This window comes from Vreelandella neptunia, assembly GCF_034479615.1.
Classification (GTDB): domain Bacteria; phylum Pseudomonadota; class Gammaproteobacteria; order Pseudomonadales; family Halomonadaceae; genus Vreelandella; species Vreelandella neptunia.
In genome coordinates, this window is record NZ_CP140255.1 from 513,264 (window position 1) to 531,767 (window position 18,504).

Consider the following 18,504-nt stretch of genomic DNA (forward strand, 5'->3'; position numbering starts at 1 on the left):
GGTTAGTCAGGGTGCCAAGTAGTCTAGACTCATGCTATACCTAAACGGAACCGCATCTTCATAAATGCTCAAGGTGCGCGCTTTAGCGATGGTGAGAAAATCAAAAGGACGCATTTAGCTGATCGAATGGACTCTATCGTATGTCGATTCGACAAATAAGCGAATTTGAATTTAGTCAAAGGATTGCACAGGAGCATGACGCTAAATGAGTGGATCGACCCAGTTAAGTAAGATTTCAAGCTGCAAAGGTTTTTGTTCAGCCGCCGTTCTGGGTGGCCTGCTGGTTGGAAGCATTCCTCTTGAGGCTTTTGCATTTGGCTTCGATGATGTCGCTAGAAAGGCAGAGGAGCTAGCACAGCAGGGCTACCGAGCCCCGGAAACATCTCTGCCTGATGAGCTGCGTGAACTCAGTTATACGGAGTATTCGCAAATACAGTTCAAGCGAGATCGCGATGTGTGGAGCGGTAAAGGCGCACCGTTCACACTGAGCTTTATCCATGAGGGAATGCATTATGACAGTGCAATCCAATTAAACAGCATTGATCAGGAGGGCGGGGTACATGGCTTTGCCTATAATCCCGACGACTTTACCTACGGTGATTTAGGCATCTCCGAGGAAGTGAAGAATAGCGATGGCCTTGGCATTGCCGGTGTTAGGATCAACCATGCATTCAATGAAGGTGAGCGCAATGATGAGGTGATGGTCTTTCTGGGGGCTAGCTATTTTCGCGCTATTGGCGAAGGGCAGGTTTATGGGCTTTCAGGGCGAGGACTTGCCGTTGATACAGGGCTACCTTCGGGAGAGGAGTTCCCTCGCTTCACGGAAATGTGGATCGTCGAACCTGGCCCGGAAAGCCAGTACTTGACTATTTTCGCACTGCTTGACTCACCTAGCGTGGCCGGTGCCTACCGCTTCGTGCTACGTCCCGGAGACGACACTCTGGTAGACGTACAGTCGCGCCTATACTTGCGCCGGGCTGTCGAGAAGCTTGGGATAGCGCCGCTAACCAGCATGTACCTTTACGGCCCAGAGCAGCCCTCTTCGACACAACACTATATCCCGGCAATCCACGACTCTAATGGCCTTTTGATCAATGATGCTGAGAATGGCTGGCTGTGGCGCCCGCTGGCCAATCCAGCCAGATTGATGATGAATAGACAGGCAACGCCTCAGTTACGCGGTTATGGCTTGATGCAACGTGGTCACAATTTTAGCGATTATCAGGATATTGCCGCACGCTATGATCTGCGCCCAAGTGCCTGGGTCGAGCCACAAAACGAATGGGGGGCCGGTAGTGTTGAGCTGATTCAGATTCCGACAGACAACGAGACCAACGACAACATCGTATCGATGTGGCTGGCTGATGAAGCGCAGGAGCCGGGAACACCGCTGGCATTCGATTACCGTATTACGTTCACAACCGATGAAAGCCGTCACCTTGATCCTCAGCTTGCGTGGGTTGAAGAAACGCGTCGCTCACGGGGAGAAGTGATCCGCGATAACCTGGTGCGCGAGCCCGACGGGACACTCGCTTTTGTCCTCGATTTTATCGGGCCCTCGCTTTCCGGTATCGGCAGCGATGCAAATATGAGCGTTGAGGCAAGCGTTGGCGATAATGGCGAATTAGCCAATAGTCGCGTTGTTTATAACCCGGCGACTAACGGTTGGCGTGTGTTTGTCAACGTAACACGTAGCAATGGCAGCCAGCCTTTGGATATCAGGGCCAAGCTAATGCTCGATGGCAAGCAAATGTCCGAAACCTGGTACTACAGGCTGCCCGCTAATGGCTGAAATGATGTCTTCATCGCAGGCAACGCCAACGGATATTTATTTAGAGCGCTTGGCGTTGGAAACCCAGGATCGTAAGGAGCGCTACAAGTTACTGGTCGGTGATCTAGATAAGCACGACATGGCGTCGCTACACGCTGCGTTGAGCGAGGATAGTGATGGACATGGTGAGGGGCATAGAAATTGGCAAAGCAATGGGCAGAGTGATGGCAATAGTGATCCGGCAGCGCTGTCAGTAGGTCGACGCCTGGCGCTTGCCTATGCAGAGCCGCCGCTAGCGCCGCCAGACGTGCTGTCTACGGACACCGTCGGCACTACCCGCCTGCAAACTGCGCCACCTATGAAGCGAACGCCGTTGGCACCCCAGCAGTGGTCGACCAATCCTTTCGTGAATATTGGTCGCCGCTTTAAGCGCTGGGCAAATGGTGATTTTCGTCGGCGCAGAAGAGAGTCACCCTCCGCCTCCTGGAAGTGGGTCGCCACCAGGCGTCGTTGGGTTTTGCTGGTGCTTATTTTCGGTCAAAGTATCATCGCCGCCAATCACATGCGTACCGTCCTCCCTGGCCAGGGCCTTCAGTGGCTTGAGATAACTATCCTGTCGCTGTTTGTGTTGCTATTCGCCTGGGTATCCGCCGGATTTTGGACCGCCTTGATGGGGTTTTTCCAGCTATTACGAAGCCATGATCGCTACGCCATTGACAGCGAGGTGGGCGACGAGCCGATTGATGATGAGGCACGCACAGCGCTATTGGTGCCAATCTGTAACGAGGACGTTGCCAGGGTTTTTGCCGGGGTGCGCGCCACCCTGGAATCCCTGCGCAGTACGGGCAATGACCGGCATTTCGACATCTTCATTCTGAGCGATACGTCCGATCCCGATATTGCCATTCAAGAAACCTATGCCTGGCTGGTGTTATGTCGTGATCTTGGGGCTTTCGGTCAGGTTTTTTATCGTCGTCGACAGCGTCGAGTCAAACGCAAGAGCGGTAATCTCGACGATTTTTGCCGCCGCTGGGGGGCGCTCTATCGTTATATGGTGGTGTTGGACGCCGATAGTGTCATGAGCGGCAAATGCCTGACGCGACTGGTGCAAATGATGGAGGTGCACGCCAGAGTCGGCATTATCCAAACAGCACCACGCGCTTCGGGGCGCCTCAATCTGTACGCTCGGATGCAACAGTTTGCGACACGGGTGTACGGACCGCTGTTTACTGCCGGGCTCCATTTTTGGCAATTGGGTGAGTCGCATTACTGGGGCCATAACGCGATCATTCGCCTCGCCCCGTTTATGCAGCATTGCATACTGGCGCCACTGCCCGGTAAAGGCTCGATGTCGGGTGAGATACTATCCCATGATTTTGTCGAGGCGGCGCTGATGCGGCGAGCCGGTTGGGGGGTATGGATTGCCTACAAATTGGAAGGCAGCTTTGAAGAAATGCCGCCTAATCTGCTGGATGAGCTCAATCGCGACAGACGCTGGTGCCACGGAAATTTGATGAACTTCCGGCTGTTTTTCTCGCAAGGTATCCACCCTGTCCATCGTGCCGTTTTCCTGACCGGTTTAATGTCTTATCTTTCAGCGCCGCTATGGTGTCTTTTTTTAGTGCTTTCTACCGCACTTTTAGCAGTGCATACCTTTAGCACGCCCGACTACTTTCCTGAGCCGGGAATGTTGTTTCCTGTTTGGCCACAGTGGAATCCAACCTTAGCGGTGGGGTTGTTCGGTGTTACGGCGTTACTTCTTTTCTTGCCTAAGCTGCTCAGCGTGTTGCTGGTGTGGATACAGGGGAGTCGTCAATTTGGCGGGCCACTCAAGGTATTGGAAAGTATGATTCTTGAGTCGCTATTCTCGATGCTATTAGCGCCAGTAAGGATGCTGTTTCACACCCGCTTTGTGCTGACGTCATTAATGGGGTGGGCGGTTCAATGGCGCTCACCATCACGTGAAAATAGCGACACGACGTGGGGGGATGCTTTCCGCGCACATTGGAGTCAAACCCTAATAGGGGCGGTTTGGGCAGCGGGTGTTTACGTTATGGAGCCTACATTTCTTTGGTGGCTCTCGCCCATCGTCTTCGCTTTGATGCTGTCTATCCCGGTATCGGCCCTGTCGAGCCGTGTCTCGTTAGGGCGGTTCTGCTTTCAAAAGCGGCTTTTCCGGATTCCAGAAGAAACACAGCCGCCCAGTGTGTTGCGGCGCATGGTGAGATTGCTCACCCGCATGAATACTGGAATGGCGGCGCCCTCTTTTGCCCAAATGGTGGTAGATCCTGTGCCGAATGCGTTGGCCACTGCTTTAGGGACATCACGGCATACCGATGCCGAGCCAATACGCAAGTGTCGGGCCGAACGGGTTGCACGCGGAGCCAGGATGGGGCCTGCGGCAATGAGTAAGCTGGAGCGTTTGGATTTTCTAGATGACCCGGTGATGATGTCGCAACTGCACTATCACGTTTGGGAAGACAGCAAGGCGCATCACAGTTGGTTTGACTGTGGTCTGCCAGGCCGTGAATCCAAGCACCTCCCAACCTTCAACTAAGCTGACTGTTTTTTAGCTACTCTCGTATTTAATCAGGCCGGCTGAGAGGCTGGCTTATATTGCCGCTCGCTGACTCGCTCAGAACGTTTTTGCACTGAGCGTTTGCGACGGGCTCTCCCCGAACTGCTGCTTGTAGTCGTGGGCGAACTGACCCAAGTGCCAAAATCCCCAGTAGGTGGCTATTTCCGTGACCGATTGCTGCGGAGATGCCGCGCGCAGCGCCCGGCGCACGCGGTTCAACCGGGTCAGGCGTAAAAACTGCAGCGGGCTGATGCCCAGGATGGTGGTAAAGCTGTACTGCAGGGTGCGGCGGCTAACGTGAGTGAGCTGACAAAGCTCCTCCATCGTCACCGGGCCATCCAAGTGCTCATCAACATAGCGTTTAACCCGGTCTACCACTTCCTTACGATGAGTGTAACTGGGTGGCAGCTCTGCGCCAGGCTGCTCGCCCTGCAGCAGTTCGAGTAACGCCATCAGCAGAATGTCTTGATGAATATGGCTAGCGATCGCCAGGGTCTGGCTGGTGAGGAGACGTTCAATAAGAAATGACACCGCATTGAGCGTTTCGCCAGCCGCTTGCCGACGCGGCTTTACTTGCCAGCGTTTATCCAGGCGCACCCCCTGCCGTTTAGCCGCCGCGGTCAATGCGGGCAACTGGATCACCAGCCCATAGATATCGAAGGCCTGTGGGGTAACCAGTTCAAAATCCCGACCGCCGGGGCGGCACATCACCTCGCCCGCGCTAAGCGTTTGACCATTGATACGCGTGCCTTGACGAGTAGTGGGAATCCCAATCCACAGCGAATTTGGCCATACCCGACAGTCCTGGCGTAGCGCTTGCCCGGTGTACTCCTTAAACACCTGCATCGTCTCTAATGCCACTTCATCCAGGCGACCATAGAAACTGCCAGGACTGAGCTGGTCGTACTCCTGCTGCCAACGCGTCAGGTTTTGCGCGTGCTCATCAGCATCAAACGCTTCCTGGACGCATCTTTTTGGTGCAAATGCGCTGTCGAGCGTGGTCATGGGTATCTCCTCAAGACGTAATACGCGCCCAATACTGCCTGGTTAACGCCTTAACTTTTTGTATTTATTTGAATTTATTAAATATTGAAGGGTTTGCCAAAACTCGATACTCCCTTTCTAGTGATAGCGCTATGGTAGAAACAAGCAAGTTTTATACCTCAACGCGCATGCCGTGACGCTGTGTCTGAAATATACGTAGAAATTGAAATATAAAAAAGGAAGGCCCCATGACGCAGACCTATCACACGACGGTGGGGAGCCGCAGCTATCGCTTTGCAAGCCTGGCAGAGCTAATGGCTAAAGCCACACCGCCCCGTTCCGGCGACCGTTTGGCCGGGGTAATGGCGGAGAGCGCCGAAGAGCGCGTGGTCGCTCAGATGGTATTGGCTGAACTCCCGCTCACCACCTTTTTGAACGAGGTCTTGATCCCCTACGAAGAGGATGAAATCACTCGGCTGATTATCGATGACCATGACGCCGACGCTTTCGCTCCCCTCCGTCACCTCACCGTCGGCGATTTTCGTAACTGGCTGCTCTCCGATCACGCTACCAGTGAGGTGTTAGCAGAAGTAAAAGCGGGGATTACCCCCGAAATGGCCGCTGCCGTCAGCAAGCTGATGCGCAATCAGGATTTGATTCTGGTGGCCAAAAAGTGTCGGGTCACCACCGCCTTTCGCAATACGATTGGCCTGCCGGGGCGGCTTTCCACCCGGCTTCAGCCCAATCACCCCACCGATGATGTGACCGGCATTGCGGCCAGTATTCTGGATGGCCTGCTCTACGGCAGCGGCGACGCGGTGATTGGCATCAATCCCGCGACGGATAACGTTGCCCAGAGTGTCAAGCTGATGCGCTTGATGGATGAAGTGATCCAGAAGTATCAAATCCCCACCCAGTCCTGTGTGCTTACCCACGTAACGAATACGCTGGAAGCGATCGAGCAGGGAGCCCCGGTGGATCTGGTATTCCAGTCGATCGGCGGCACCGAGGCCACTAACCGCAGTTTTGGCTTTGACTTGAGCACTCTCGCCGAAGCCGAAGCGGCGGCCCAGTCGCTCAATCGCGGTACGGTGGGGAGCAACGTGATGTATTTCGAAACCGGCCAGGGTAGCTCGCTCTCTGCCGACGCTCACCACGGGCTCGACCAGCAAACCTGCGAAGCCCGCGCATACGCTGTGGCGCGCAAGTTCAATCCGCTGCTGGTCAATACCGTGGTGGGGTTTATCGGCCCCGAGTACCTGTTCGACGGCAAGGAAATCACCCGCGCCGGGCTCGAAGACCATTTCTGCGGCAAGCTGCTGGGCGTGCCCATGGGCTGCGATGTCTGCTACACCAACCACGCCGAAGCCGACCAGAATGATATGGATAATCTGCTCACGCTGCTGGGCGTGGCGGGCTGCAACTTCATTATGGGTATCCCCGGCTCTGACGACATCATGCTCAATTACCAGACGACTTCCTTTCACGACGCGCTCTATGCACGGCGGGTACTGGGGCTCAAGGCCGCGCCGGAGTTTGAGCGCTGGCTCGAAGAGATGCAGATTTTCCAGGATGTCAGCACCCACCGGCTCAATGACCAGTTGCCCGCCGCCTTTGCCAACAGCCTGCGCCACCTGCCTAAGGAGCCGCGCCATGGCACATGATCCATCATCCCCCATCGTAGTGGAGAACCCTTGGGAGCGGCTGAATGCCTTTACCGACGCGCGAATTGGCCTGGGGCGTGCTGGGGTCAGCCTGCCGACCAGCAAGCTGCTGGCATTTCAGTTGGCTCACGCCCAAGCACAGGATGCGGTTCACTGTCCGCTTGATGTGGAAGCGCTCTCCGCAGAGCTGACCCAGGCCCTGAGTTTATCTGGGGCTCCGATTCGTCTGCACAGCCATGCCCAGGATCGCGCTATGTACCTGCAGCGGCCCGACTATGGCCGTCGCCTTAACGACGAAACCCGTGAGCACCTACAGAAAGCCGCCGCGTCTCAGCAGCGCTATGACCTTGCGATTGTCGTGGTCGATGGGCTTTCGGCGTTGGCTGTACAGCAAAACAGTGCCTCATTTCTTAGCGCGCTTTACCAGATGCTGAGCAGCGATGCCGTCGACTGGCAGCTAGCGCCGCTGACTATTGTCGAGCAGGGGCGAGTAGCGATTGGCGACGAAATTGGCGCCCTGCTCAATGCCGACGCCGTGCTCGTCATGATCGGCGAACGGCCGGGGCTAAGCTCGCCGGATAGCCTGGGGCTATATATGACCTGGGCACCGGAACCCGGGCTTAAGGATGACCGGCGCAACTGCATCTCCAATGTACGCCCGGCGGGTTTGCAAGTAGAAGAGGCCGCCCGGCGCTTTTTTCTGCTGTTAAAAGAGGCCCGCCAGCTCAAGTTGTCGGGCGTTAAGCTGAAAGACCGCAGTGAAGACGATGTGCTGGAAGGAGACTCCGCATCAGGCTCGACGCGTAACTTCCTGGTGGCGGACTAACGTCACCCAGCAAGCGACACCCTATAACAACGATCACACAACAAAACGGAACAACGTTAGTAAACCACAGCACGCCGCTGACGACGATTTCGTTCCACACTTAAAGGGCAAAACGATGACACAACCAACGATAGATCAAGCGTATCTGGCTAAACGCCAACTGCGCAAAGGCACCGCTGGCTGGATGTTGCTGGCGGGCCTCGGGGTTTCCTACGTAATTTCCGGTGATTTCGCCGGGTGGAACTTTGGTATTGCTGAAGCTGGCTGGGGTGGCTTTGCGATAGCCGCGTGTCTGATGGCGTTAATGTATCTGGCGCTGGTGCTGTCACTTGCCGAAATGTCGGCGGCGATACCCGCGGCTGGGGGTGGCTACAGCTTTGCCCGTCAGGCAATGGGGCCTGCTGGCGGCTATCTAACTGGGCTGGCCGTATTGATTGAGTATGCCCTGGCACCGGCGGCCATTGTGATCTTCATTGGTGCCGCCGTAGAGTCGTTGCTGGGTATCAACGGCCCGCTGGTCTACCTCATTTTCTACGCATTGTTTATCGGCATTCACCTGGCGGGTGTGGGGGAAGCGCTAAAAGTCATGATGGTCATCAGTGGCTTGGCAGTGTTTGCTATCCTGGCCACCGCCGTCGCACTGATCGGAGATTTTGATGCCGCCAACTTGTTCGATATTGCCCCCACCGATGCGGCGGGTGCGAGCACCTTTATGCCGTTTGGCTGGTACGGCGTCTGGGCGGCACTACCCTTTGGTATGTGGCTGTTTCTAGCGGTGGAAGGCGTACCGCTTGCTGCCGAAGAGGCGAAAGATCCTGCCCGGGACATGCCCAAAGGCATTATCGGCGCGATGTTGTTTCTGCTGTTCACGGCGCTGTTAGTGGTGGTGCTGCTGGCCGGTGCGGCGGGTGCCGAGATGATCGGTCAAAGCGGCGTGCCGCTGGTGGATGCGTTGAACGCAGCGGGCAATCCGACCCTGGCAACCGTGGTGAACGTGCTGGGCCTGGCGGGGCTAATTGCTTCCTTCTTCTCGATTATTTATGGCTACAGCCGGTTGGTGTTTGCGCTCTCACGGGCGGGGTACCTCCCCAAGGCCCTGTCGCTGACCAGTGGCCGTAAAGTGCCCTATCTGGCCCTGATCGTGCCCGGTGTGTTTGGCTTTCTGGTGTCGTTGAGCGGTGAAGGCGACCTGATGCTGGGCATGGCCGTGGTTGGTGCGACGATCTCTTATGCGCTCATGGCACTCAGCCATATTCTACTGCGGGTAAAACAACCCGACCTGCCGCGCCCGTATAAAACCCCTGGCGGTGTCGTCACCTCAGGGATTGCACTGGTGCTTTCCCTGGTTGCGCTCACCGGGGTATACGCCTTCGACCCACGCGCCTTTAACTACACCATTGTGCTGTTCATTGTTGGCGCAGCCTACTTCTTCCTCTACAGCAAGCATCACCTCGTAGCGAAAACCGCCGAGGAGGAGTTTGCGCTGGTGGTCGCTTCACCTGAAGATCTGGAAGGTAGTGATTCAGACCCAGCTGTCACGACAGCGAAGCTGTAATTTGCGAGGTTAATCGCCTAGGCTAAACAAGCCTCTTTGCCCTGCGGCAAAGAGGCTTTTTTGGCTAATGATAAAGGAGTCGTCATGACGTTGACATTTGATCGTCCCAGCGAGCAGCAGCGCTGGTATGCCGTTGATGATGACGTAATGGGAGGCGTTTCAAGGAGCGCTTTTCGCGTTACTGATGGCGAAGGACATTTTCATGGCGAGGTGTCACTGGAAAACGGCGGTGGCTTTGCCTCCGTTCGGCGCGAGCCCAACGGTTTTGAACCCACCCTGGCGGATGCCCAGGGTATAGCGCTGACCGTGCGCGGCGATGGACGTACCTATCAACTGCGCCTGAAAAGCACCTCCCTTGGCAATGCCTCAGCGTACCGAGTGAAGTTTACGCCTTCTCAAGATGCCTGGGAGACGCTGCACTTCTCATGGGATGCTTTTGAAGCGGTGCGGCGGGGAACGATACTGAGTGACGCCCCAGCAGTAACGCCAAGCGAGATTCACCAACTCGGCTTTTTAATCGCTGACCGCACCGCGGGGCCTTTTTGCTTACGGCTCAAACGTATTGCGTCAGTGAGCTAAGAAGGGGGCTACCCAACCAAGGTCGTCTCGCATGTCGTTTCCGGTTACGCCAAGCTGGTGAAAATAAACAGGAGCCCGGCCCGTGAAGCACTCACCTGCATACCGCTTAGCGACGACGATTTTGCATGGCTTCGATGAGTATCGCGCGCGTTTTAAAGAGATCACTGCCGATGCCAGCCGTCGTTTCCGTGACGCGGCGTGGCGCGAAACGCAGCAGGCATCCGCCGAGCGCATCAATCTTTATAAGGAAAAGATTGATGACACTCTGGGGCGCTTAAAGCGTACCTTTGATCCCGAGGTGGTGTCTCACTGCGAGTGCTGGCGCGAGGCGCGCAACCACTACGCTGAGTTGATCAGCCACCGACTCGATTATGAGCTCGCTGAAACCTTCTTTAACTCGCTGTTCTGCGCTATTTTCCATCATCGCCATATCCGCAACGACTGGATGTTTGTGTATAGCTCCCGGGAGGATGCCGCCCACCGCTCGGGAATTGACCTATGCCGTCGCAAACAGGTTAATGGCGACTGGCAGGCTGCCCTCAAATGGGCGCTTATCGATGCCCCCTTCGAAAATCGCTTTGCGGAAATAGATCAGGATACTCATCTCGGCGCCACCTTCTTACAGCAGCACTTACCCACGGCGATTTTGAACGCCGGTGATGCTGAAATCGAGTTGCTGAATAGCGTCTTTTATCGCAATAAAGGTGCCTATTTGGTGGGGCGAATCCTGGGCGGCGGCGAGCAGGTGCCGCTGGTGCTGCCGGTACTCCATGGCGAAGGGTTTGGCGAGCAGCAGGGGGGCGACCCTTGCCTACACCTGGATACGGTACTGATCGAAACCGACGAGGTGTCGATTATTTTCTCCTTCACCCGCGCCTACTTCCAAGTTGAGGTAGCGGTACCCAGGGAGTTTGTCGATTACCTGCAGCAGCTGATGCCGCACAAACCGGAAGGCGAACTCTACGCTGCCATCGGCTTCTTCAAACATGGTAAAACCGAATTTTTCCGGGCACTGAATCGTCAGGTGGCGAAGCGCGAGGATCAGTTTATTATCGCCCCAGGCGTGCGCGGCATGGTGATGGCGGTGTTTGTACTGCCTAGCTTTCGCACCGTCTTTAAAATCATTAAAGATAAATTTGATCCGGCCAAAGACGTGACCCACGCCGTAGTGCGCGAAAAGTATCGGCTAGTAAAGCGCCACGACCGGGTAGGGCGCATGGCCGATACTCAAGAATTCTCCAATTTTATTGTCCGCCAGGATCATTTTGCACCGGAGTGTCTGGAGCACTTACTGGAAGTGGCTCCCTCAACCGTTGTGTTGAAAGACGATAAGGTGATTATCAAACACTGCTACACCGAGCGTATGATGACGCCGCTGAACATCTATCTGGAACAGTGTAGCGACCCAGAGAAGGAGATGGTGCTTAAGGATTACGGCAATGCCATTAAACAAATGGCGGCGGCTAATATCTTTCCCGGTGATATGCTGCTGAAAAATTTTGGCGTGACACGCCATGGAAGGGTGATCTTCTACGACTACGATGAAGTCTGCTACCTCACCGAGTGTCGTTTTCGGCATATACCCAAATCCCAGGGTAATGACTTCCAGGGGGGGGATACGTTGTCCATCGGCCCTAACGATATTTTTCCAGAGGAGTTTGGCCCTTTCATGTTCGCTAATAAGGCGCTGCGGGATATGTTCACGGCCCAGCACCCCGAGCTATTTGATCCGGAGTACTGGCTGGAACTGCAGCAGGCCATCATCGATGGCCGTGTCATCGACGTTTATCCTTACCGTAATAAGCAGCGTTTTGCGGGCAGTATCGGCCAGCTAGTATATTAGGCCTCTATTTAAGGCGCAGTAGAACATAAACGACGAGGTAAGCATGGCAGCAAGCCCGCATTTGGTGGTATTTACCGGCTCGGGGATTAGCGCCGAGAGCGGGATTAAAACCTTTCGCGCTAGCGACGGCCTGTGGGAGAACCATCCGGTCGAGGATGTGGCGACCCCCCAGGCGTGGCAGCGCAATCCGCAGCAGGTGTTGGATTTCTATAATCAGCGCCGCGAGCAGATCCGTCGCGCCAAGCCCAACGCCGCCCATAAAGCGCTGGCTGCACTAGAGCAAGGTGGCTTTAGCGTCAGTATCATTACCCAAAATATTGATGACCTGCATGAACGTGCAGGCTCTCGCCATGTATTACATCTACACGGCGAGATTTTAAAAGCACGTTCGTCAATCGATGGACGCATGCGCTACCCGCTGCCGAAAGGTGGCATCGAACTGGGCAACGTGTGCGACAAGGGCAGCCAACTTCGACCCGACGTGGTCTGGTTTGGCGAGTCGGTGCCGCTGTTTGAAGATGCCTGCGAGCTTGTCAGTCAGGCTGACTTTCTGCTGGTCGTCGGCACGTCGCTGGCAGTCATGCCCGCCGCTTCTCTGCTCTCATATATTGACTACGACACACCCTGCGCACTGGTCGACCCGGAGGCGGATAGCCTCAGCCCGCCGGGGGTGCTGGCGATTAACACCACCGCTGGAGAAGGCGTGCCAGCGCTAGTGAATCGCTGGAAGCAGCAGGGTAATTTGTTGTTGTCTTAGGGCGCTTTCAGCCCCCTCCCACAATAGTTCGCAACCTGATACCAGTACTGGTGCCTAAAGCCACTTGTGGGAGGGAGCTTTAGCTCGCGAGTGGGCTCTTGGCCTAACGACACTGCCGCTTAGCGGCGGCTAAACCACGCCTTCATCACCTCGGTAATCTGGGTAATTTCCGCTTCCGAGGTGATATAGGCGGGCATGGTATACAGCCAGCGGCCAATGGGGCGCAGCCAAACGCCGCACTCGCGGGCGAAAACGCCTACGCCCTTTAGCGCCTCGGTGGAGTGCGCTTCGATCACGGCGGTGGCGCCGAGTACTCGAACGTCGGCTACGTCCGGATGTGCGTTCAGCGCCTCATCATCTAAAAGCTCACGGCGTAGTATCTGGTTTAAATGAGCAATCTTACCGAGATAGTTTTCGCCTTCAAAAACCCGCAGGCTTTCCAGCGCCACCCGGCAGGCCAGCGGGTTACCCATAAAGGTAGGCCCGTGCATAAAGGCGTGGTGGGGAGTATCGCCGATAAAGGCATCGTGGACGCGATCCGTGGCGAGCGTTGCGGCGTGACCCAAATAGCCGCCGGTCAAGCCTTTGGAAAGCACCAGAATATCCGGCGTGACGCCCGCGTGGTCGGCGGCAAACAGTTTTCCTGTGCGGCCAAAGCCAGTGGCGACTTCGTCAAAAATTAGCAGCACTCCAAACTCATCGCACAATTCGCGGGCGCCAATGACATAGCTCGGGGAGGTCATATTGAGTCCGCCCGCTGCCTGTAAAAGCGGCTCCATGAGCAGCGCGGCTATCTCATCATGGTGGCGCTCAAGTACGCAACGCAGGGCGCTAAGATCGTGCTCGACCTGCTCAGCGGTGGCATCAAATGGGGCCGTGGGGGCCGGGGCAAAATGGTGCTGGGGCAGTAGGCTGGCGAACAGACTGTGCATGCCTTCTTCAGGGTCGCATACTGCCATGCAGCCGGTGGTGTCACCGTGGTAGGCCTTCATCAGCGAGAGCATCTTTTGCTTGCCGGGGTGGCCGGTGAGTACCTGGTATTGAAGGGCCATTTTCATCGCCACTTCCATACCCACCGAACCGCTGTCTGAATAGAACACATGATTCAGCCCGTCCGGGGTAATGCGCACCAGTTCACGAGCTAATTGATCGGCGGGCTCATGCGTCAAGCCGCCAAGCATCACATGGCACAGCTCGCCTGCCTGCTCGCGAATGGCCGCCACCAAACGGGGGTGGCCGTAGCCGTGAATCATGCACCACCAGGAGCAGGTGGCATCCAGTAAGCGCTCGCCACTCTCAAGCACAAAGTGAGCACCGTCACCGCCAACCACCTTAGGTGCGGGCGTCTGGGTTTTTAAGTGGGCATAGGGGTGCCAAACCGGTGACTTCATAACGGCTCCAGGGAGAGATAGGGGGCGGCATTCGCGGCGTCGGGGGCATCAAGATGGGGAATAATGCCTAAACAGGGGGCTGCGAGTTTGGCGTTTAGATGGGCAATATTGGCCTCAAAGCGGGCTGTGTCAGCCGCAAAAGCGGGATCTACCACGCTGCCTGCCCATCCTGCTACTACCAAGCCGTCGGCGCGAATGGCTTCTGCCGTTAAGCGGGCATGATTCAAGCAGCCTAGCTTTAGGCCAACCACCAGAATCACCGGTAGCTCAAGCGCCATCGCCAGGTCGGCGAAATCTTCCTGTGCGTTTAACGGTACGCGCCAGCCACCGGCGCCTTCAATCAGGGTGACGTCTCTGGATGTTTGGTTAAGCGTTTCGTGCAGCAAGCTAACGATGGCGCTAATCTTGAGCGGCTTGCCGACCTCTAACGCGGCAAGATGAGGCGCGATGGCGGGGGCAAAGGTGATGGGATTAACCGTGGTGTAGTCGACCGGCGGCACGCTTTGATGCTGAAGGGCGAGAGCATCGCTATTGTGCAGGCCTTCAGGCGTCGCTTGGCTGCCCGAAGCGATAGGTTTTAAGCCCAGCGTGCTCAACTGCTGTTGGCGGGCGACATATAGCAATCCGCTGGTCACCAATGTTTTACCCGCATCGGTATCGGTGCCAGTCACAAACCAGACGTTCATAGCGATTTTTCCAAGTGCAGCGTTAAGCAGTGGTAGCTCACGGGTAGGCCTTCCGGCTGGCGGAGTTGTTCAAAGCGCGCTTGTGCGGCGGCGACGTCATTTCGGCTAAGGCTGGCCTGTGGCCGGGCAATCTGGGCGCCGACACCTTTGATAGATGCCATCACCGCCTTCAAGTCAGGGTAATAGAAGCGCTCAACGGTGGCCGCCTGGCGGGCAATGGTTAAGCCGCTTTCACCGATGGCTCTCTCGACGCTGGCGCGATCAGGTGTTTGCAGCAGCGCCTCCGGGCGCTGCCAGGCAAAGGCGATCTCCTCCAGGGTGCCGGGCAGCAGCGTCGTAATATGCGCCTGCCCGCCGGGTGTGAGAACCTGGTAAAGCTCCTCCATCACCGCGCCAATGTCGGGGCACCATTGCACCGCCAAGTTGGAAAACACCAGATCAAATGCATGCTTACCAAACGGCAGTGCCGCAGCGTCGCCCGGTTGCCAATAAATGCTTTCACCGTGGCGCTGGCGGGCCTGTTCCAGCATGCCGGGGGCTAAATCTAACCCCGTTATACGAGCATTCGGGTAACGTTCAGCCAACCGCTGAGTCCAGTAACCGGTACCGCACCCCATATCCAACACGTTAAAAGCGTGTGGAGGTAGCGAACCCCAAAGCTTCTCGCCTATTTGGCGCTGGGCAGTGGCGAGCACATCATAGCGGGGAGCAGCCCGGGAAAAGGCGTGGGCGACCAGTGCCTGCCAGTTGGCCTCACTGTTCAGCATTAGGTCGCTCATAAAACCGCCATGGTGGCGTTAGCCATCTGGTGGGCATGATGGCCAATCGTGGTGGCGAGTGCTTGGGGCTGCGAGAGCATCGGGCAGTGGCCGACACCGTTTAAGTTTTCGCTTATGCGGCGCTGGGCGGGGCTGATTAATGGATCATGTTCGCCGGTGAGACGTACCACCGGGCAAGGGGAAGCCACTAGGCGTGGGCGATTATCAATCGACCCCAGCCACTGCAGGCCGGTAGCCAAGGTGATGCTGTCGGCGGGCGGGGTATCGCCTAATAAATCACGTAGTTGCCGGTGAGCCTGCCGGGGGTTGGGCTCCCCTTGGGTCTGCCAGCGCAAGAAGTGTTGCCACGTCGCGGTGGGATCGCGCTGAAAGGCGCGTTGGAAGGCGTGCAGCTCGGCGCTAGTGACGCCTCCTTTGGCGCTGACCTCGTCTTTGACACAGAAAGCATCTCCCGCACCAAGCAGAATCAGGCCCCGAGGTGGGGGGAGGTATGCCAGTAGCGCCGTAGCGAGTAGTCCGCCCAATGACCAGCCGACCCAGACTGCATCGCTAGCTAACGGCTCGGCCATAGCGCCTGACAGCTCTTCCAGCGTCGCGTTGGCCCCCAGCGGGGGCGCATCGCCGTAGCCAGGCCACTCCACCTCCTGGGCTGCTAGGTGTGTGGGCCAATGCGCCTCAAGCGGCTGCCAAATACGCTGGTCGACTCCCCAGCCAGAGAGCAGGATTAAACGCGGGGGCTGCATAACGCCTCTTGATGCTGGCAGTGGTGGAGCGCGGCTAATAGCTGGTCAATATCGTCGTGCTGATGGCGAGCGCTTAACGTCACACGCAGACGGGCCTCACCCTTGGGCACCGTTGGCGGTCTAATCGCCCCCACTTGTATACCCTGTTGCTGGAGCTGCACTGCCCAACTTAGGGTGCGCGCTTCCTCTCCCAGGATCAGCGGCTGAATGGGGGTGGCCGAATCGCTGAGAGGTAGCCCCAGGTGCAGCGCCTCATGGCGAAAGTAAGCGATATTGGCATTTAGCTGGGCGCGGCGTTCCGGTTCTCCCTGAACGATCTCCAGCGCTTTTAACGTCGCGGCGGCGATGGCCGGAGGCTGGGCGGTGGTATAGACATAGCTGCGGGAAAACTGGATCAGGTGATCGATTAACTCGGTATCGCCGGCAACAAACGCTCCGCCGGTGCCTAACGCTTTGCCTAAGGTTCCGACCAAAATCGGCACCTCGACGCTATTCCAGGTGCTGCCCACGCAGCCGCTACCATTATCGCCAAGCACGCCAACGCCGTGGGCATCATCGATCATCAGCCAGGCGTTGTGCTGCTGACTCACTTCGACAAGCGTGGCAATATCGGCGATATCGCCATCCATACTAAAAACGCCATCGCTGACCACGAGTTTGTGCGCGCACTCACTACGCGCCAGTAAGTTTTCCAAGTCACGGGTATTGCGGTGATGAAAACGCCGCGAGCGGGCACCGCTTAACGCAGCGCCATCAATTAGCGATGCGTGGTTGAGGCGATCCTGGAAAATAGCCGTATGGCGATCAGCCAATGCTTGCAGCACGCCGAGATTGGCCATATAGCCGGTAGAAAACAGCAGCGCACGTTCGCGGCCTGTCCAGCGTGCTAATGCTTCTTCCAGGGCGTCGTGAACCTCCAGATGGCCATTGACCAAATGCGAAGCGCCTGCACCTGCACCGTAACGGCGAGCGCCCGCTGCCTGGGCCTCACTAACGCGTGGGTCTTGGGAAAGACCCAGGTAGTCGTTACCGGCAAAGTCGAGGGTATTGCTTTTGGCTACCTGTCGAGTGCGCCAGCGCTCCGTCTGTTGACGATGAGCGCGGGCGTCGGCCAGGCGCTGTTGCCACGCTTTAGACACTGGCGTCTACCGCCAGCTCGGCAACCCGTTCGGCGTGCACCTGCTGCTGTGCCTGTTGGGCAAGGCGTGCCGCTTGGGTATCTTCGCTCTCGCAGGTTTCGCGCTTTTCAGGGTGCAGGCCCAGCTTGGCAAACAGCGCACGGTCACGATCCACTTGGGGATTGCCGGTGGTCAGCAGCTTGTCGCCGTAGAAGATCGAATTGGCACCTGCCAAAAACGCCAGCGCCTGGGTCGATTCGTTCATCTGCTCACGGCCAGCGGAGAGACGCACATGGCTTTGCGGCATCATGATGCGGGCGACCGCAATGGCGCGTATGAACTCAATGGGGTCTAAGTCTTCGACATTTTCCAGCGGTGTGCCGGGCACTTTCACCAGCATATTGATCGGCACGGATTCAGGGTGCGGCGATAGCTTGGCCAGCTGTTGCAGCAGGGCGCTACGATCCTGGGCATCTTCGCCCATACCGAGAATCCCGCCAGAGCAGACCTTCATGCCCGCATCGCGCACGTTGGAGAGCGTTTCCAGCCGGTCGGAGTAGGTGCGGGTGGTAATGATCTCGCCGTAGAACTCCGGCGAGGTATCCAGGTTGTGGTTGTAGTAATCGAGCCCTGCCGTGGCCAAGCGACTGGCCTGTTCCCCGTCGACCATCCCCAGCGTCATGCAGGTTTCCAGACCTACCGCTTTCACCTGTCGAACCATCTCTTCGACCAGCAGTAAATCCTTATCCCGCGGGCTGCGCCAGGCGGCACCCATGCAAAAGCGGCTGGCACCGGCTTCTTTCGCTGCCTTGGCTTGTTCGACCACCTTTTCAATTTCCAGCAGCTTCTCTTTCTCCAGCTGGGTGTTGTAGTGGCCGGACTGCGGGCAGTACTTGCAGTCTTCCGGGCAGGCGCCGGTCTTGATCGACAGCAGGGTAGAGACCTGCACCGCGTTAGCATCAAAGTGGGCCCGGTGAACCTGCTGGGCTTGGAACAGCAGATCATTGAACGGCAGCGCGAACAGCGCGTTGATCTCTTCTAGCGTCCAATCGTGGCGCTGTTCGTGAAATCGCTCGTGGGGCACGGTCATGGTGTAAACCTTTTTAACTTTAATAGTTGACGAGACTTTAGCGGCGTTGCGCTTTGGGTGTCAACGTTGGAGGTTTTTTAGGTTTACGGTGGTGGCGAGGAAATATGCTAGCCTTTGCATAACCCCACCCTAGGTGAGCT

Annotated in this window: 15 protein-coding genes; 8 read left to right on the forward strand and 7 right to left on the reverse strand. The window is 56.8% G+C overall.

Annotated features, from left to right (window positions below):
• Positions 1-205: 205 nt before the first annotated feature.
• Positions 206-1,792: a glucan biosynthesis protein G gene (locus tag SR894_RS02485; RefSeq protein WP_223287967.1), complete on the forward strand. Its 1,587-nt coding sequence runs from the start codon at positions 206-208 to the stop codon at positions 1,790-1,792.
• Positions 1,785-4,328: a glucans biosynthesis glucosyltransferase MdoH gene (gene mdoH / locus SR894_RS02490; RefSeq protein ID WP_223287966.1), complete on the forward strand. Its 2,544-nt coding sequence runs from the start codon at positions 1,785-1,787 to the stop codon at positions 4,326-4,328. The genes SR894_RS02485 and mdoH overlap by 8 nt, the downstream gene beginning before the upstream one ends.
• Before the next feature lie 78 nt (positions 4,329-4,406).
• Here the strand turns inward: mdoH and SR894_RS02495 are convergent, their stop codons facing one another.
• A complete protein-coding gene (locus SR894_RS02495) occupies positions 4,407-5,354 on the reverse strand; it encodes a helix-turn-helix domain-containing protein (RefSeq protein WP_133730881.1) in 948 nt (315 codons plus the stop codon).
• A 227-nt stretch (positions 5,355-5,581) separates the two neighbouring features.
• Between SR894_RS02495 and SR894_RS02500 the strand changes: the two genes are divergently transcribed.
• The 6 genes from SR894_RS02500 (at position 5,582) to SR894_RS02525 (ending at position 12,557) form a co-directional block, all read left to right on the forward strand.
• A complete protein-coding gene (locus tag SR894_RS02500; RefSeq protein ID WP_223287965.1) occupies positions 5,582-6,997 on the forward strand; it encodes an ethanolamine ammonia-lyase subunit EutB in 1,416 nt (471 codons plus the stop codon).
• On the forward strand, positions 6,987-7,823 hold the full coding sequence (gene eutC, locus SR894_RS02505) for an ethanolamine ammonia-lyase subunit EutC (RefSeq protein ID WP_223287964.1): 837 nt from the start codon (positions 6,987-6,989) through the stop codon (positions 7,821-7,823). The genes SR894_RS02500 and eutC overlap by 11 nt, the downstream gene beginning before the upstream one ends.
• Before the next feature lie 115 nt (positions 7,824-7,938).
• Positions 7,939-9,378 (forward strand): ethanolamine permease, encoded by a 1,440-nt coding sequence (eat, locus tag SR894_RS02510; RefSeq protein WP_223287963.1) that lies wholly within the window; start codon positions 7,939-7,941, stop codon positions 9,376-9,378.
• 84 nt (positions 9,379-9,462) lie between these two features.
• Positions 9,463-9,957: a CIA30 family protein gene (locus SR894_RS02515; protein ID WP_133730877.1), complete on the forward strand. Its 495-nt coding sequence runs from the start codon at positions 9,463-9,465 to the stop codon at positions 9,955-9,957.
• Between the two features lie 82 nt (positions 9,958-10,039).
• Complete coding sequence (gene aceK / locus SR894_RS02520; RefSeq protein ID WP_133730876.1) at positions 10,040-11,800, forward strand: bifunctional isocitrate dehydrogenase kinase/phosphatase; 1,761 nt, start codon at positions 10,040-10,042, stop codon at positions 11,798-11,800.
• A gap of 43 nt (positions 11,801-11,843) precedes the next feature.
• Positions 11,844-12,557, forward strand: coding sequence for an SIR2 family NAD-dependent protein deacylase (locus SR894_RS02525; protein ID WP_133730875.1), 714 nt, complete (start codon positions 11,844-11,846; stop codon positions 12,555-12,557).
• Positions 12,558-12,676: 119 nt separating this feature from the next.
• Here the strand turns inward: SR894_RS02525 and bioA are convergent, their stop codons facing one another.
• The 6 genes from bioA to bioB are packed head-to-tail and all read right to left on the reverse strand — an operon-like array spanning position 12,677 to position 18,364.
• A complete protein-coding gene (bioA, locus tag SR894_RS02530; protein ID WP_223287962.1) occupies positions 12,677-13,948 on the reverse strand; it encodes an adenosylmethionine--8-amino-7-oxononanoate transaminase in 1,272 nt (423 codons plus the stop codon).
• Positions 13,945-14,634 (reverse strand): dethiobiotin synthase, encoded by a 690-nt coding sequence (bioD, locus tag SR894_RS02535; protein WP_223287961.1) that lies wholly within the window; start codon positions 14,632-14,634, stop codon positions 13,945-13,947. The genes bioA and bioD overlap by 4 nt, the downstream gene beginning before the upstream one ends.
• Positions 14,631-15,413: a methyltransferase domain-containing protein gene (locus SR894_RS02540; RefSeq protein WP_223287960.1), complete on the reverse strand. Its 783-nt coding sequence runs from the start codon at positions 15,411-15,413 to the stop codon at positions 14,631-14,633. The genes bioD and SR894_RS02540 overlap by 4 nt, the downstream gene beginning before the upstream one ends.
• Positions 15,410-16,156 (reverse strand): alpha/beta fold hydrolase, encoded by a 747-nt coding sequence (locus SR894_RS02545; protein WP_223287959.1) that lies wholly within the window; start codon positions 16,154-16,156, stop codon positions 15,410-15,412. Before SR894_RS02545 ends, SR894_RS02540 begins: the two co-directional genes overlap by 4 nt.
• Positions 16,138-17,295: an 8-amino-7-oxononanoate synthase gene (bioF, locus tag SR894_RS02550; RefSeq protein WP_223287958.1), complete on the reverse strand. Its 1,158-nt coding sequence runs from the start codon at positions 17,293-17,295 to the stop codon at positions 16,138-16,140. Before bioF ends, SR894_RS02545 begins: the two co-directional genes overlap by 19 nt.
• Positions 17,288-18,364, reverse strand: a complete 1,077-nt coding sequence (bioB, locus tag SR894_RS02555) for a biotin synthase BioB (RefSeq protein WP_223287957.1) — start codon at positions 18,362-18,364, stop codon at positions 17,288-17,290. The genes bioF and bioB overlap by 8 nt, the downstream gene beginning before the upstream one ends.
• Positions 18,365-18,504: the final 140 nt, after the last annotated feature.

What these genes read in the sequence shown, in the direction of transcription:
- SR894_RS02485 (WP_223287967.1), top strand. Translation starts at nt 206, where the DNA reads ATGAGTGGATCGACCCAGTTAAGTAAGATTTCAAGCTGCAAAGGTTTT.
- SR894_RS02515 (WP_133730877.1), top strand. Translation starts at nt 9,463, where the DNA reads ATGACGTTGACATTTGATCGTCCCAGCGAGCAGCAGCGCTGGTATGCC.
- bioA (WP_223287962.1), bottom strand. Translation starts at nt 13,948, where the DNA reads ATGAAGTCACCGGTTTGGCACCCCTATGCCCACTTAAAAACCCAGACG.
- mdoH (WP_223287966.1), top strand. Translation starts at nt 1,785, where the DNA reads ATGGCTGAAATGATGTCTTCATCGCAGGCAACGCCAACGGATATTTAT.
- bioD (WP_223287961.1), bottom strand. Translation starts at nt 14,634, where the DNA reads ATGAACGTCTGGTTTGTGACTGGCACCGATACCGATGCGGGTAAAACA.
- SR894_RS02525 (WP_133730875.1), top strand. Translation starts at nt 11,844, where the DNA reads ATGGCAGCAAGCCCGCATTTGGTGGTATTTACCGGCTCGGGGATTAGC.
- eutC (WP_223287964.1), top strand. Translation starts at nt 6,987, where the DNA reads ATGGCACATGATCCATCATCCCCCATCGTAGTGGAGAACCCTTGGGAG.
- SR894_RS02495 (WP_133730881.1), bottom strand. Translation starts at nt 5,354, where the DNA reads ATGACCACGCTCGACAGCGCATTTGCACCAAAAAGATGCGTCCAGGAA.
- eat (WP_223287963.1), top strand. Translation starts at nt 7,939, where the DNA reads ATGACACAACCAACGATAGATCAAGCGTATCTGGCTAAACGCCAACTG.
- SR894_RS02540 (WP_223287960.1), bottom strand. Translation starts at nt 15,413, where the DNA reads ATGAGCGACCTAATGCTGAACAGTGAGGCCAACTGGCAGGCACTGGTC.
- bioB (WP_223287957.1), bottom strand. Translation starts at nt 18,364, where the DNA reads ATGACCGTGCCCCACGAGCGATTTCACGAACAGCGCCACGATTGGACG.
- SR894_RS02500 (WP_223287965.1), top strand. Translation starts at nt 5,582, where the DNA reads ATGACGCAGACCTATCACACGACGGTGGGGAGCCGCAGCTATCGCTTT.
- SR894_RS02545 (WP_223287959.1), bottom strand. Translation starts at nt 16,156, where the DNA reads ATGCAGCCCCCGCGTTTAATCCTGCTCTCTGGCTGGGGAGTCGACCAG.